The 14,540-nt window shown below is 34.0% G+C and carries 14 protein-coding genes; 9 read left to right on the top strand and 5 right to left on the bottom strand.

Annotated features, from left to right (window positions below; all coding sequences use genetic code 11):
- Window positions 1-56: 56 nt before the first annotated feature.
- Window positions 57-1,316: a tryptophan synthase subunit beta gene (trpB, locus tag LS65_RS04280; protein ID WP_034361225.1), complete on the bottom strand. Its 1,260-nt coding sequence runs from the start codon at window positions 1,314-1,316 to the stop codon at window positions 57-59.
- Between the two features lie 119 nt (window positions 1,317-1,435).
- On the opposite strand from trpB, the gene trpA reads away from it, so the two are divergent.
- Window positions 1,436-2,248, top strand: a complete 813-nt coding sequence (gene trpA / locus LS65_RS04275) for a tryptophan synthase subunit alpha (RefSeq protein WP_034361227.1) — start codon at window positions 1,436-1,438, stop codon at window positions 2,246-2,248.
- A 10-nt stretch (window positions 2,249-2,258) separates the two neighbouring features.
- Window positions 2,259-5,219, top strand: coding sequence for a DUF2339 domain-containing protein (locus LS65_RS04270; RefSeq protein WP_034361229.1), 2,961 nt, complete (start codon window positions 2,259-2,261; stop codon window positions 5,217-5,219).
- A 73-nt stretch (window positions 5,220-5,292) separates the two neighbouring features.
- Here LS65_RS04270 and LS65_RS04265 read toward each other — a convergent pair whose 3' ends face one another.
- Together LS65_RS04265 and LS65_RS04260 are read right to left on the bottom strand one after the other, a co-directional pair.
- Window positions 5,293-5,649, bottom strand: a complete 357-nt coding sequence (locus tag LS65_RS04265) for a methionine-R-sulfoxide reductase (RefSeq protein ID WP_034361964.1) — start codon at window positions 5,647-5,649, stop codon at window positions 5,293-5,295.
- A gap of 2 nt (window positions 5,650-5,651) precedes the next feature.
- Window positions 5,652-6,578: a lysozyme inhibitor LprI family protein gene (locus tag LS65_RS04260; protein ID WP_138129767.1), complete on the bottom strand. Its 927-nt coding sequence runs from the start codon at window positions 6,576-6,578 to the stop codon at window positions 5,652-5,654.
- A 216-nt stretch (window positions 6,579-6,794) separates the two neighbouring features.
- On the opposite strand from LS65_RS04260, the gene LS65_RS04255 reads away from it, so the two are divergent.
- A complete protein-coding gene (locus tag LS65_RS04255) occupies window positions 6,795-7,220 on the top strand; it encodes a type I restriction endonuclease (protein WP_052061030.1) in 426 nt (141 codons plus the stop codon).
- On the opposite strand, the gene LS65_RS04250 is transcribed toward LS65_RS04255, so the two are convergent.
- Entirely contained in the window at window positions 7,201-8,139 is a 939-nt protein-coding gene (locus tag LS65_RS04250) for an adenine-specific methyltransferase EcoRI family protein (RefSeq protein ID WP_034361232.1), read from the bottom strand. The genes LS65_RS04255 and LS65_RS04250 overlap by 20 nt on opposite strands.
- Window positions 8,140-8,988 (bottom strand): EcoRI family type II restriction endonuclease, encoded by an 849-nt coding sequence (locus LS65_RS04245; RefSeq protein ID WP_034361234.1) that lies wholly within the window; start codon window positions 8,986-8,988, stop codon window positions 8,140-8,142.
- 89 nt (window positions 8,989-9,077) lie between these two features.
- Here LS65_RS04245 and LS65_RS04240 point away from each other — a divergent pair, with 89 nt between their 5' ends.
- From LS65_RS04240 to LS65_RS04220, 6 genes are all read left to right on the top strand, one after another.
- Window positions 9,078-9,752, top strand: coding sequence for a type I restriction-modification enzyme R subunit C-terminal domain-containing protein (locus LS65_RS04240; RefSeq protein ID WP_034361236.1), 675 nt, complete (start codon window positions 9,078-9,080; stop codon window positions 9,750-9,752).
- 109 nt (window positions 9,753-9,861) lie between these two features.
- Complete coding sequence (locus LS65_RS04235; RefSeq protein ID WP_138129766.1) at window positions 9,862-11,085, top strand: AAA family ATPase; 1,224 nt, start codon at window positions 9,862-9,864, stop codon at window positions 11,083-11,085.
- 9 nt (window positions 11,086-11,094) lie between these two features.
- Window positions 11,095-11,748: an RloB family protein gene (locus tag LS65_RS04230; protein WP_034361239.1), complete on the top strand. Its 654-nt coding sequence runs from the start codon at window positions 11,095-11,097 to the stop codon at window positions 11,746-11,748.
- Between the two features lie 113 nt (window positions 11,749-11,861).
- Window positions 11,862-12,095 carry a hypothetical protein gene (locus LS65_RS09775; protein WP_034361240.1) on the top strand — a complete coding sequence of 78 codons (234 nt, stop codon included), beginning with the start codon at window positions 11,862-11,864 and terminating at the stop codon, window positions 12,093-12,095.
- Complete coding sequence (locus tag LS65_RS04225) at window positions 12,064-13,197, top strand: hypothetical protein (RefSeq protein WP_034361241.1); 1,134 nt, start codon at window positions 12,064-12,066, stop codon at window positions 13,195-13,197. The genes LS65_RS09775 and LS65_RS04225 overlap by 32 nt, the downstream gene beginning before the upstream one ends.
- Entirely contained in the window at window positions 13,197-14,504 is a 1,308-nt protein-coding gene (locus LS65_RS04220) for a restriction endonuclease subunit S (RefSeq protein ID WP_138129764.1), read from the top strand. The genes LS65_RS04225 and LS65_RS04220 overlap by 1 nt, the downstream gene beginning before the upstream one ends.
- The last annotated feature ends 36 nt before the right edge of the window (window positions 14,505-14,540 follow it).

Raw genomic sequence — 14,540 nt, 5'->3', positions numbered from 1 at the left:
GATTTTAAGCTTTAGAATCTTAGCTCTTATATTATGCCTTTTGTCTTTGTTTGGTCTTAACCAATGCGTGAAATTTCATCTTGAAGAAAGTTTTTCCATTTTTGGGAAGCAAGGGCTTTTGTAGTGATGAAAATATCTTTATCACCGCGTCCTGAAATATTGACAATAATTTTTTTGCCTTTTACCTTTTTGCATAGTGCTAATACTCCAGCAAGGGCGTGGCTAGATTCTAAAGCAGGGATAATACCCTCATTTTTACTAAAAAAGCTAAAGGCTTCAAGTGCTTCTTTATCTGTAGCCGAGCTAAAATCTACGCGTCCTATCTCGTATAAATGCGCTAATTGTGGTCCAATTCCCGCATAATCAAGCCCTGCCGAAATAGAATGTGTGAGACTAAGCTGCCCATCATTATCTTGTAAAAACAGGCTTTTGTAGCCCTGTGCGATACCTGCACTCGCATTTGGGTTATGAATCCTTTTGGCATTTTCTCCGGGATTATCTCCTGTGCCACCTGCTTCTATGGCGATTAAGCGCACCTTTTTTTCATTGAGATAATGTGTGAAAAAACCCATTGCATTGCTTCCACCACCCACACACGCTACCATAATATCGGGTAATCCACTAAAATAAGCTTTTGTTTGTTTTTTAATTTCTTTGCTTATCACGCTTTGTAATTCACGCACAATATCAGGATATGGATAGGGTCCAAGTGCGCTTCCTAGCACATAGAAAGTATCATCGCTGCGTCTGCTCCATTCTCGCAATGTTTCATTTACCGCATCTTTAAGTGTTTTGCTCCCACTACCCACACTATGAACCTTTGCGCCCAAAAGCTCCATATTGAAGACATTAGGATATTGCCTTGCCATATCGATTTCACCCATAAAAATCTCACACTCTAGCCCTAATCGCGCACACGCTGCTGCTGTGGCTAAGCCGTGTTGTCCTGCGCCTGTTTCTGCTATCACGCGTTTTTTACCCATATATTTTGCTAAAAGCACTTGTCCTAGAGCGTTATTAATTTTATGTGCGCCTGTATTTGCCAAACCTTCAAATTTTAAATAAATATCATTTTTGAGAATCTTAGAGCTATTTTCTGCATAAATAAGGGGAGTAGGGCGACCAACAAAGTTTTTAAATAAAAATTTTAATTCTTTTTTATATGCTTTGCTTTTAAAAATATTACTATATGCCTTTTCAAGTTCCTTTAATGCAGGGAGGAGAATTTCTGGAATGTATTGTCCCCCAAAGGCGTGTTTATCTCCCTTTTCCTCACCAAAGTAGCCATTCTTTGATTTTGTAAAGATTGTAGCCATTTATGCTCCTTTTTAAAAATAGTTGAAATTGTAAGCAAAAAACCATTAGCTTCACTTTAAAGTCAAGCACTTTTCAAGCAAAATATGATAGGATAAAGATTTATTTTTGGAGAAGCCAAATGAGTAAAAGTAAGAAAAAAATACCGCAAACACAACTTATGGGACATATCATTGCTGGTTATCCTAATATGGAATCTAGCTTGAATGCAGCACTTGGCATTTGCTATGCGGGAGCAAATTACCTTGAAGTGCAATTTCCATTCTCTGACCCAAATGCCGATGGAGCTGTGATTGAAGAAGCGTGTGATAAAAGTATAGCACAAGGATTCAAAGTTTCTAGCGGGTTTGCCTTGCTCTCTACTCTCTCCTCACTACTTAAACAAAATAAACGCAATACGCGTTTAATTGTGATGACTTATGCAAATGTGATGTTTCATTATGGGATTGAAGCATTTATCAAAGAAGCTAAAAAAAGTGGTGCGTGGGGGATTATCACACCTGATTTACCCATAGAATCTGATGAGGAACTTCGTAAATATGGTAAAAAACATCATATTGCAATTATCTCACTTATCGCACCTAAAAGTTCTACAAAGCGTATAGCAAAGGTTGCAAAGATAAGTGATGAGATTGTGTATGTTGTCGCTAGAGCAGGGACTACAGGTGAAAAAACACAACTCAATCGAGCTTTGTTTGATTATGTGAATCTTGTGCGTAAAAAGTGTAAAAAACCTATTGCGTTAGGATTTGGCATTAATTCTTATGAGCAAGTAAAAGCACTAGAGGGAAAAGTAGATATTATTGTTGCGGGAAGCTACTTTGTGCGCTTTATCAATGAACTTTCAAAGAGCCAAGAGCTCACGCCACAAGATTATATGCAAAAACTTCAATCACACGCACAGAATCTTATGGGTTGGGACAAGAATATCTAGGTAAAGAAAAATGATAGATTTCATTGTAATAGGCATTTTAATAAGTATCTTTGTCTTATGTGGGAGCATTGCTGGGCTTATAGCGTATTTTTCTACAAAAAAACTACAAGAGCATTTAAACGCACTCAATACGCAAATGATTGCCCTTAAATCGACCTTGAAAGAACTAAAAAGAGATGTTTTTAAAAATCAATTCGTTAAGTATAATTATGAGCAAAAAACAGAATCTACCCCAACTCCTTCACAGGTATTTTCACAAACTCATTTGAATCCTGTGAATCCTGTGGCGGATAATGTAGTAAAAAAAGCCTTTACAAATACAAGTCCGCAGCCCACAATCCAGCAAGATTCTCAAGTCTTAGAGCAACTACAAGCTTCTCCAATGAAAACTGCAACGGACACTCCCGCAATAAAAACTCCTCCAAAGGTAGCTACAATCACACAATCACAACCCTTTAAGCAAAAAGATTTTTTTGATTTTGAGTGGCTTTTTACGCAAAGGGTGATGGTATTTTTAGCAGGAATCTTCTTTATTTTTGCAGCCTTTTTTCTTATCCGCTATTCTTTAGAGCATAATTTGCTCACACCTGCTGTGCGCATAAGTTTATGTATATGTTTTGGAGCGATACTTTTTACAAGCGGTATATCTTTACATTTTGCTCATCATCGTAGTATTTTTTATCGAATCTACACTCTTGCGCTCCATAATCTAAAACGCATTACCAAAGCACAACCTAATGTTTCCACTTCACATTTTTCTATGGCAAATCTAACATTGCAAACCATTACCCAAACACTCATTGGCTCTTCACTTGTGGTGTTGTTTTTTAGTTTTTATGGAGGCTTTAAGATTTATGGCTTTTTTGGCGATTTTTTTACGCTCATAACTTTAAGTCTCATTGCACTTATAGGATTGGGCTTAAGTGTGCGTTTTGGTGTGATTATTGGTATTTTTGGATTACTTGGAGGCTTTGCAACGCCTATTTTGCTCTCAAGTGGATATTATAACGCACCTTTTCTCTTTGGCTATTTAGGAATATTTTATATCATAAGTATGTATTGTGTGCTACGATATGCTCAATCTAAGCCTCAACTTATATACTTAATAATGCTTGCAAATATCCTTATGGCTCTCTTTAGCTTACACTTTATAATATTTTACACTATGAGCAAGAGTGATTTATTCATAGCATTTTTGCTCTGCGTCGGTATGTTTTTAAGCAATATACTCTTACTTGCAAAATTTCATACCCTTAGAGAATCTCCTGTGTATAATAGCTTTATCGCCTTTAGTATTCTCTCTCCTGTATGCTTTGTGGTCTGTCTTTTTGGGCGAGATGATATGGCTATAACTTTTTCCTTTGTAGAATACGCTTTTTTAGCTGTGCTTTGTGTATTGACATTGCTTATCCCTTGTATGCTAAAAAATCTGAGTTCATTTGTGCTCCATACTCCTTTGATAGCGACTTTTCTCTCAATCGTAGCTCTTTTTATTAAAATAGACAATGCGCCATTTTTGCCCTTTTGTATCATATTTATGAGCTTTATCTCTGTGTATCTCTTCATATTTAAGCATAAGATTCTTTATCTGTGGCTGCAATTTATGGTTGTATGTGGATTTAGCATAATGATGGATATACATAACAAAGATGTATTGTATGTATATAGCGTATGGTTTGCGATGATTATTTTTGTATATAGCTATATTTACAAACATATCAACACAGAATGGGCAAAGGCAAAAAGCCTTGATTATCTTTTGCTACTTTATAGTGTTTTATGTGTTATAGGGGCACTTAATTTAAGTAATATGCCTTTTGTGATATGGGTAAGTAGTGGGCTGATACTTGCATATCTAGGTGGGCAGATTCTTAAACGCAATATTGCATATTTTGAATATATTTTTATTGCTCTTGGGATATTAGCAAATGTATTCTCAAAAGAGGGATTGTTTTATATTGATTCGGTAAGCGTTTACTCTCCAAATCCAAATATATTTATTACATTATCCGCCTTATTTGGAAAAACTATGCACTATCATTTTAGCACTCTTTTACTCTCTCTTGGCTCTTGTGCGATTTTGCTTTTTATTTTAAAAAATAAATCTTACGCATTTCACACCTGTGTCAATATCATCTTATTGAGTATTTGCTGCATAAGTGCAATTTTAATTGTGCAGGATCTATGCTCTATTCATCTTTTTGGACATCATCTTATCTCATATCCTCTAAGCACATTGTGTATTGGGTTTTTGGCACTTATTATGGGAAAATATTTATCTGCAATTAACACATTAAGCATAAAGGCACAACAGGCTTATGCTTTTATAGTAGGCTTTTTATGTGTGAAGTTTTATTATGATGTGGTTATTCTTGGTATATTTGCGTATAATCCGCTTATAATGCTTATCCCTCATTGGAATCTTTATGATATGGCTCTTTTACTTATTGGATTAATAGGTTGCCTTCTTATCGCATGGCACTTCCAAAGCATATTTACATATTTTCAAACACAAGATTATATGTTTAAAAAAGATTATAAGCACATCATTTCTGCTATCCTTTATGTAAATTATAGCCTTATTTTCGCACTCGGGCTTATAGTGCTACTTTTTGGAGTAGCTTATGGATTCTATGTATATTATTTTGTAGGAGATTTTATACATATACCTGATAGCACAATAAATTGGGATTTTTGGCTTATGTTTCCTTTGCAAAACTACACTTATTCGGTAACTTTAGTGCTAAGTGGAGTAATACTTTTATACTTCTACATCAAAAAGCATATAAAGATTTTTAGAATCTACTCCCTTCTCTTATTTATCCTTGCTACCTCAAAAGTCTTTTTACTTGATACAAGCTCTTTTGGTGGCATTGCCAAGATTGTGCTTTTTATTTTTATGGGTATTGTTTTTCTGCTCCTCTCTTATATTTATTCGCGATATATCGGCAAAGAACAAACTAAAGCATAAGATATAAGCAAAAATACAGAATGGGGGGTAAAAAGTATTTTAAGCAGAGAAATCGCCCTTAGATTCTATTATTTTATAAGTTTTTACGAAAACTAAGTGAGAGTGAATTTACACAATGGCGTATATTCTTAGGGGTAAAGCCCTCATTTTCAAAGATATGTCCTAAATGTCCGCCACAATGAGCGCAGACAATCTCAGTGCGCACACCATCACTATCAGGGACGCGCTTTATTGCACCTTGAATCTCATCATCAAAACTCGCCCAACCACAATGTGAAGGAAATTTTGCACTTGATTCATAAAGTGGTGCGCCACATTGCCTACACAGGTAGATTCCATTTTCAAAGCAATCTGTATAAGCACCGCTAAAAGGTGCTTCAGTGGCTTTATGTAAAAGCACTGCGCGTTCTTGCTCATTGAGTGGGGGCATTTTCATAATGAATCCTTTTTTTGAGACATAAAGACTTTTTGCAATGTTTTGTTTATATTCTCTATTTCATCTCTTGGGAAATTAAAGCCTAATTCACTGAATCTTTCCTCCATAACATTTCCTATACATTCGCTATTACCACTGCAAGATTCTCTCTTTTTCAAATACTCTCTTTGAGTGCTTAAAAGCTTTTTAAGCAGGAGGGATTTTTGTGTCTCTAGCTCTTGTTGCAGGGTGTTTATAAGCTTTGAATCTAGCTCATTGATAGACACTCTATTGTTTTCATCTGTGTCTGTGTATAGCGTAAATTCATCTTCTAAAGCGAGATTTTTTATATATTCTCTTGCACCAAGATACAGGGTATTGTTTATCCTATCATTATTTGCTAGAGAGGGGTGATAGCAAATGCTCTTTTCTGTTGCGCTTCTCGCCTTTGTGCAGTCAAATCCGGCTTTAAGCTTATAATATGTATCAGTGATATAGTATTCCTCTCCCACATCAAAACTGCATTTTTGTTCTAAAAATGCACAGGCTTTATTTGCCTTTTGCTCCTCTATATTGATATATAAATGTTGAGAATCTCTTTGCACCATAAGGGTGCATTGCGGAAAATTGGGGAATAGAATCTCTGCTTGTGTAGGGCTTAAAGGCTTTAAAAGTGCAGTGGGTCCATCTTTGCTCTCATTGTCTTCATAGCAAGAGCCTTCATTCCCCCATTCCCTAAGTCTAGCCCCACCATTTATCGCTTTTTCAAGTAGAAAGCCTAGCTGTAAAGTATTTTTATTGTGCTTTAGAATCTTTATACTAAATTCATCACTGCTTAGCCTTGATGTGCCAGAAAGTGGCGCATAGAAATAATCACTTGCAAAAAATTCCCCTATGTCGCTCCAAGATTTTAAATAAGGATTTATATGTGCTTGTTTTGGCATTGTATCCTTTTGACTTGCAAGGCTAGAAGTTGCTAAAAATACCACTACAAACAAGATTGTTAAAAAATAATGCTTATTCTTTATGGGAACTCCTTTTAGCTTTATTATACTTGCATTTCTTGAATGGTATTTTACCAAGAAATAGTTACGATTCCTTGCACATAACTTTTAAGTTTATTGTAAAATGCGATGAGGCAAAGAGAAAAAGGACAAGGTTTGGAACAAGATTTAAAGCCAGAGCAAAAGGCAAGAGAAGAGATTGATAAGCTTTTATCGCTAGCGGGATTTGAGTTAAGAGATTTTAAGGATTACGCTTTAGGGGATTCCACTCCCAATGCAGAATCTCATCTCGCCATAAGAGAATTTATCCTAGAAAATGGCACAAGGGCGGATTATTTGCTTTTTGTCAAAGGCAGAGCGTGTGGAGTGATAGAGGCGAAAAAATTTTCTTTGTCTCTAAGTGGGGCGGAAAACCAAGCTAAAAATTATGCTTATGCTCTTCCTGCGCATATTCCCTCTTTTCAAGGTATGTTGCCCTTTGTTTATACGAGCAATGCGAGTGAGATTTATTTTACAGATTTACATAATGTAATCCTAAGTTTTGCATCTTTGGATTTTGTTTTTAAACAATTCTCTTTATAAGAATGCGAAAATAAGGACATTTACCATTTATAGATAAGTCTTTATTATCATCTCCTTTTCGGAATTTGATGATTTCAAATTGATTTGGATTGAATTTATGTAGAAAGGTGATAGGGACTCCCATTGCTCCATAATAATCCATTGGAATATTTTTTGTTTGATTGACATTAATTCCATTGTAGTTATCATAGGTTGGATAATGTATTTCATTGCCTTTATATTTTTTAGTTAAAATAATATTTGTGTGTCTTATTTTATTGTCCAAATTTGTTAGCCATAAGCAATTATTGGGGGAAATAATTCTATCCCCATATTCATTGATTCTTGTTTCAGTGCCATATAATTCATATTCTGGAGGCACTATAAACCCAGATATTCCTCTTCCTAAATTCACTCCTAACCAAATTTTATTTTCTTTAATTAAATGAAAAATATCTTTATAAGTTATTGCATTGACATTTCCTATTATTAAGAATTTTTTTTTAAATTTTACAAGTTGATTAACATATTCTCTAAACAGAGAGAAAGGGGGGTTTGTTACAACAATATCACTTTGTTGCAACAATTTCTCGCTTTCTATACTTCTAAAATCACCATTTCCCGCAAATTTAGTAAGATCTTTAAGTGTGGGTTGTTTATTTTCATAACCAGTATATTCGTAATAGTATCCCCATTGATTATTTTTATTGTAACTTGCACATATAATTTTTTTTAGTCCTAGATTTTTAAAGTTTTGAACAAAATATTTAAAAAAATTACTTGTCCTTGCATCATCACAATTACAAAAAACTATTTTGTTGTAAAAATGTTCCTTATAGTGCTTCAATTCGTTGGCTATATCCACAAATTGTGTATAAAATTCATCTTTTTTATTGATTTTTGCTTGTTGTAACAAAATATGCTGAACTTTTCTTGTCATTTAAAATTCGCTTTTATTCGTCGTGGTTATTTGTTGAAACAAATCACTTGCTAGAATTTGTAACGAAGTTTTGGCTACATCATACATTATATTAAACATTTCTTGTTTGTTCCAACACTCGCCATTACCTTGCGTAAAAATGGAAGCTGCTTGAAGCATTATAATTCTATTATTTGACTTTACAAATTTATTGCGACAAAGATTTGTATTTATTGGTAATCCATAATTTGCAGAAGTTAAGCGATCTAGCCTATTGAGTGAGCCTGAATTATATTTGAGGGCAATAATTCTCCCATCTGGTCTTTTAATTGATACATTTTCGGTTAAAAAATTAGATCCCTCTAGAAACAAAACATAAGGAAAATGTGCTTCGCTCAGCATAAAATTAGCAATTTCTGATATATTTTTATGCGATCTTTCAATTGCATTTCCTGCAACCATTAGATCTTGATCGTTATTTTTGCCTACGAGTTTTCCTTGTTTAATATTTTCAATATCTTTACCCTGATGTTTGGCTTCAGATACCAAAACTATTCTCCACTGATTGTTATCATCTTTAACTTCAATTAAACCACCATCTGGTTTAATATTTGATTCTGGAACAAAAAGAGTTTGCCCCAAATCTTTGTCAATTTTCTTTAATGCAGTGTTTATCTCTCCTTTACTGATGACATTTCTATAACGAAAGGATAATTGAGGATATTCTTTTTGCAAACATTCTATTATATCTTTTGATACTCTACTGACAAGAGAATCGTGTTTTTGTGCTTCATCATTAAAAATACCTATTACACCTTGAGATTCTTTGTGTTGGTCTGTTAATCTGTGTGATTGATTCTTTTTTGACATATTTGCGTATTACCTATTGAAATAAATATTTACATATTGTATCAAATCATAAATTTATTTGCAAACAATATTTAGAGAGTGTAAATGTAGTGCACAATCCACTAGAGATTTTCACAAACGATACATTTTGCAAATTGCTTTTAGAGTTGGCAAAAAAGAGCAAAATCTATATTGATGAAATCTCGCAAGATTCTGTGCTTAGTGCAGAGTTTGACACGCAAAAAGCGCAGAATCTTATCGCGCAATTTAATGAATTTATTTTGCAGCATAGAGATGAAATTGCCGCCCTAAGTATTCTCTACTCGCAAAATTACAAAAACCGCCACCTAACTTATGAGGTGATTGCGGAGTTAGCGCATAAGCTCAAACAGGATTCTATGGATATTCCAAGCTTATGGAATGCGTATAAACTGCGTGATAAAGGCAAAGTGAGTAAGAATCCTAGCAAAAACCTAACCAACCTCATCTCCCTTGTGCGTTACGCGCTCAAAATAGATACAGAGTTGCAATATTTTGCGATTGGGGCGAATGCGCGTTATAATCTGTGGCGTGGGCGATGCAAGAAAAAGGGCATTGCATTTAGCTCCGAACAAGAGAAGTTTTTGGAGCTTATCAAAGAATACATTATCGCAAATGGCTATGCGGAAATTAAGGATATTCAAGAGATTTGCGCGGACTTGGGCGGGATTTATAGGGCAAAGGCGATTTTTAAGGAAAATTTAGGCGAACTCGTGGAGGAACTAAGCTTGGCATTGGTGGGGTAAGAATCCATAGTAATATTATTTTAGATTTAAAATTTACAATTTTTTAACAAATTATTGATTTAAAATAGTATATAATATAAATTTATATCATTTTATAAGGTTATTTTAAGTGTTGATTGAAGTAAAAATGAAAAATTGCTTTTCTATACAAGAGGAGCAGGTTTTAAGTCTCGTTGCAAGTAATGATAAACAACTTAAAGGAAATACTTTTCAAGCAGATAACCTTACCTTGCTTAAGAGTGTGGCAATTTATGGAGCAAATGCGGCGGGAAAGTCTAATATCATTAAAATTATGCAAGCAATCAGAGTGATAGTGTTACATAGTACTCTAATGCAAAGGGGTATAGAGTTTCCTTTAATGCCCTTTTTGCTTGGAAAAGATAAAGAAAAGCCATCAGAATTTGAAATATCTTTTATAGCGGAAAATGTGAAATATAGATATGGATTTACCGCTACGCAAAAAAAGATTTTAGAGGAATGGCTCTTTGCCTATCCTAATGGCAGAATGCAACAATGGTTTTTAAGGGCGTATGATACAAAGAATGATAAATATAAGTATGAGTTTGGCTCAAAGTTTTTGGGTGAAAAAAAGCTATGGGAAAACTCTACAAGAGAGAATGCACTCTTTTTATCTACTGCAATTCAACTTAATAGCAAGCAGCTTAGACCTGTTTTTGATTGGTTTCTTGGTAAGTTTAATATGAGTTCTATCTCTGGTTTGGGTGATTTTATTAATATTCTTAAGCAAAATCCACAGGAAATATCAAAATATTTAAAAGCGGTAGATTTTGATATTGAAAATTTAATTCTTAAAGAAGAAGAGGCAAACACGCAAGAAGCCTCTTGGGACTTGTTTAATGAAACAATAAGTATAGATTCTAGCGGTAAGGCAAAAAAATCAAGGGTTAAAGCCGTGCATTTAGACCAACAAGGACAACCTATTGAATTTGATATGGTATTAGAATCCGAAGGCACAAGAGAATTTTTTAGGTTTTTAGTGCCTATTATTAATATATTTCAAAAAGGAGGCATTTTAATTATAGATGAACTGCATAATCACCTCCACCCTTTAATGACAAAGTTTATTATCAATCTCTTTCATAATGAAAATATCAACAAAAACAACGCCCAGCTGATTTTTACCACACACGAGACATCTATTTTGGATAAAGATATTTTTAGAAAAGACCAAATTTATTTTTGTGAGAAACAAAACAAAGCAACCAAGCTTTATGCTATGAGTGATTTTAAGGGTTTAAGAGAGAATATAGACTTTGAGAAATCCTATCTTTTAGGACGTTTTGGTGCTTTGCCAAATTTGGGACAAATTTAAAGGTTTCCAATGGGAAGTGATGATTTGTTTAAGAAGCGTAAAGCTAGAGCGCAAAAGTCTCACAAAAGAAATACCAAAAATTTATTGCCTAAACAAGTTATTTTAATCGTTTGTGAGGGAGAAAAAACAGAGAAAAATTATTTTGAAACTCTTAAAAAACAGCTCAACCTTACAAATGCAAATATCATTATTGACCCAGATTCTAACCCCTCACCAAGTAACGTTGTAAAATACGCAAAACAAAAATTAGAACAAAATCCCAATGAATACGATGAAATCTATTGTGTCTTTGATAGAGATAGGCACAGAGATTTTAATGAGGCGTTAAATATGGTGAAAGATACGATAATTCAAACGATTGTTTCAGACCCTTGCTTTGAATTTTGGATTTTGTTGCATTTTACCAAAACAAGCAAGATTTTTGGAGAAAGTGGAGGCAGCCCCTGCAAAAAAGTGCAAGAGGAAAAAGCATTTAGGGAAAATGTGAAAAATTATGCTAAAGATTATGATTTTAAAGAAATCATAACACAGCACCTAGAAACCGCTATCAACAATGCTAAAGAAATCAATAGTCAAAATGAAGCACAAAGGCAAACGCCTTATACGCAAGTGGTGGTTTTGGTAGAGAGGTTGCAAGAGTTAGCAGGGGATAAGAAAGGTTAAGCTTGGCATTGGTGGGGCAAGAGGAAGTCAAGTTGATTTAGCAATTTGATAAGATATTAAATAGGGTTTTGATAAAATTTTATTTTAAATTTTAAACTTTGGGGGTTATTAAAATGACACGAGTAGAACAATTTGATACACAAGTAAGACAATTTTTACTTCAAATAAAAGATAAAGTAGAAAATTCAAATACAGCAAATTTAGACTATAATCAAATGTTAGAATTTGCTAGAGCAAAAAAAAGTCATAGAATACGCCTTAAACTACATAAATTTATTAGACCCCGATTTACTCCCATCAAACTTTTATACTCAAATGCAGCAAATACAGCAAAAAATTCAATCTAGCAATCAATCAATACAAGTTACACAGATTTTAGATGAAATTTTATCTATTTTGGCTTTTTATGGAAATATCTATATCCCAAAAAATCAAATTCCTAGTGCCATTAGTGAGATGATAGGTGCTTACAATGACACTATAAAAAAGTCTTTACAAGAAATTAATTTTCCTAAGGTTAAAAAAGATGCCAAAGCAATAGAAAATTATGAAGCTAGGTTATTAAGCGCAGAGGATAGTATTCAAAAGCAAATCACAGACTTTCAAACACAAATTCAAACTTGGTTTAATGAAATTCAAAAGTTTAGGAATAATTTTTTTGAAAAACAAGACAATAAAGAAATCTCCCTAAAAGCAGAAATTGAACAGATAAATAATAATATAAATGCCAGATATAAGGAAATTGACAATATGGCAATACAATTTGCACAAAAATTAATAGAACTAGACAACTTTCATATAGAGGTTTTTGGTAACTTAGAGGGTGATAAAAGAGTGGGTGGATTAAAACAAGAAGTGAAAGATAGGCTTAATGAGATAGATAAATACGATGAAACGCAAAAACAACAAATTCAAAAATGGAAAAATGAGATAAGGGATTTATTGGATATTGCCACAAATGCAAGTTTGGCAAGTTCTTATGAAAAGTCTAATAAAAGCTATAAATGCGCTATTATGGGTTGGAATGCAACATTTATTATTTCTATATTAGGTATTTTTGGTGTCGCCATTTGGGGTTTTGTTGAAATTGCAGACAAAATAAGCGACCCATTAGTCATTTTTGGAGCTATATTTGCACGATTGCCTTTTTATATCCCTTTAGCTTGGTTGGCTATTTTTGCAACGAATAGACGAAATGAAAACAAAAGATTGCAAGAGGAATATAAGCATAAAGAAACACTTGCTAAAGCTTATAGCGGATATAAGGAGCAAATAGAAAAGTTAGAGGATAGTAAAGCACAAGAGTTAGCAGAAAAATTAATGGATAAATTAGTTGAAATGACAAATGAAAATCCAAACAGAGCCTTAGATAAAGTCAAAAAAGAAAAAATGCCAACCTTTGAGATGATTGAAAAATTAAGTGATTTAATTTCTAAGGTTAAGAATTAATGGTAAAGCACAATCTCCCTAAAAATTGGGAAGTCAAAACACTTGGAGAATGCTTAACATACGAGCAACCCACAAAATATATAGTAAAAAATACTCAATATAGCGATGAATATGAAATCCCTGTTTTAACTGCTGGAAAAAGTTTTTTGCTGGGATATACAAATGATACAGAAAATATTTTTACCCAAACGCCTGTAATTATCTTTGATGATTTTACGACAGATTCTAAGTTTGTAGATTTTCATTTTAAAGTAAAATCATCGGCAATGAAAATTCTACACGCAACCAAAATTGCAAATATAAAATTTGTGTTTTATTTTATGCAAACAATTCAATACAGAAGCGACACGCATAAAAGATATTGGATTTCAGAATATGCGAAACTTCCTATCCCCCTGCCGCCCCTTGAAGTGCAAAAAGCCATAGTAGAAAAGCTAGAAAGTGCCTTTGCACATATTGATGAGGCGGTGCGTCATCTTAAGGCGGTTCAAACCAATATTCCGCGCCTTAAATCCTCCTTGCTCCACTCCGCCTTTAGCGGCAAACTCACAGAATCTCAAAATCAATCAAATGAAGTGCAAACCTTAAAAAGCATTGTCGGGGTGGAGGGAGAGTTTGAGAGGGAGGAGGGAGCGACTTCGCGCTCGTTTCGCAAGAAACTAGCCCAAACTTGCACATTCAAGCCCCTCCACCCTCTCATAAAAGCAGAAATTCCGCAAGGTTGGGAAATAAAAACACTTGGGGAAGTGTGCGAAATCGTTACAGGTTCAACTCCAAGCAAAGACAATGCAGAATACTATGGAGATGATTTTCCGTTTTATAAACCAACAGATTTAAATAATGGTTATTATGTTGAGGCTGCTTCAGACAATGTTTCACCAAAAGGGTTTGAAATATCAAGGCAACTTCCAAGTGGCTCTGTTTTGGTTACTTGCATAGGCGCAACGATTGGGAAAACAGGTTTAATTAGAAAGAAGGGAATATGCAATCAACAAATAAATGCTATTTTGCCATCACAAAAATTTATATCAGAATTTATATATTTTTATTGCATTTCTCCAAAAGTTCAAAATTTTATTAAAACAAATGCTTCATCTACGACATTGCCTATTCTTAATAAAGCAAATTTTTCAAAACTCCCTATCCCCCTCCCACCCCTTGCAACCCAAAACCAAATCGTGCAGATTTTAGAATCCAAATTTGCGCATTTGGAGAAGTTGGAGCAGTTTGTGAATGCAAGTCTAGAAAATCTCCAAAGGCTCAAATCCTCACTTTTAAACCAAGCGTTTAAGGGTGAGTTGGTGTGAAGCAAAACAAATTAAATCATTTAAGAAATTATAATG

Origin of the sequence: Helicobacter japonicus (genome assembly GCF_000762845.2) — a bacterium.
Taxonomy (GTDB): Bacteria; Campylobacterota; Campylobacteria; order Campylobacterales; family Helicobacteraceae; genus Helicobacter_C; species Helicobacter_C japonicus.
Note: the sequence above shows the minus strand (reverse complement) of the source record. Positions and strands in the feature narration are given on the sequence as shown.

What these genes read in the sequence shown, in the direction of transcription:
- trpB (WP_034361225.1), bottom strand. Translation starts at nt 1,316, where the DNA reads ATGGCTACAATCTTTACAAAATCAAAGAATGGCTACTTTGGTGAGGAA.
- trpA (WP_034361227.1), top strand. Translation starts at nt 1,436, where the DNA reads ATGAGTAAAAGTAAGAAAAAAATACCGCAAACACAACTTATGGGACAT.
- LS65_RS04270 (WP_034361229.1), top strand. Translation starts at nt 2,259, where the DNA reads ATGATAGATTTCATTGTAATAGGCATTTTAATAAGTATCTTTGTCTTA.
- LS65_RS04265 (WP_034361964.1), bottom strand. Translation starts at nt 5,649, where the DNA reads ATGCCCCCACTCAATGAGCAAGAACGCGCAGTGCTTTTACATAAAGCC.
- LS65_RS04260 (WP_138129767.1), bottom strand. Translation starts at nt 6,578, where the DNA reads ATGCCAAAACAAGCACATATAAATCCTTATTTAAAATCTTGGAGCGAC.
- LS65_RS04250 (WP_034361232.1), bottom strand. Translation starts at nt 8,139, where the DNA reads ATGACAAGAAAAGTTCAGCATATTTTGTTACAACAAGCAAAAATCAAT.
- LS65_RS04245 (WP_034361234.1), bottom strand. Translation starts at nt 8,988, where the DNA reads ATGTCAAAAAAGAATCAATCACACAGATTAACAGACCAACACAAAGAA.
- LS65_RS04230 (WP_034361239.1), top strand. Translation starts at nt 11,095, where the DNA reads ATGGGAAGTGATGATTTGTTTAAGAAGCGTAAAGCTAGAGCGCAAAAG.
- LS65_RS09775 (WP_034361240.1), top strand. Translation starts at nt 11,862, where the DNA reads ATGACACGAGTAGAACAATTTGATACACAAGTAAGACAATTTTTACTT.
- LS65_RS04225 (WP_034361241.1), top strand. Translation starts at nt 12,064, where the DNA reads ATGCAGCAAATACAGCAAAAAATTCAATCTAGCAATCAATCAATACAA.
- LS65_RS04220 (WP_138129764.1), top strand. Translation starts at nt 13,197, where the DNA reads ATGGTAAAGCACAATCTCCCTAAAAATTGGGAAGTCAAAACACTTGGA.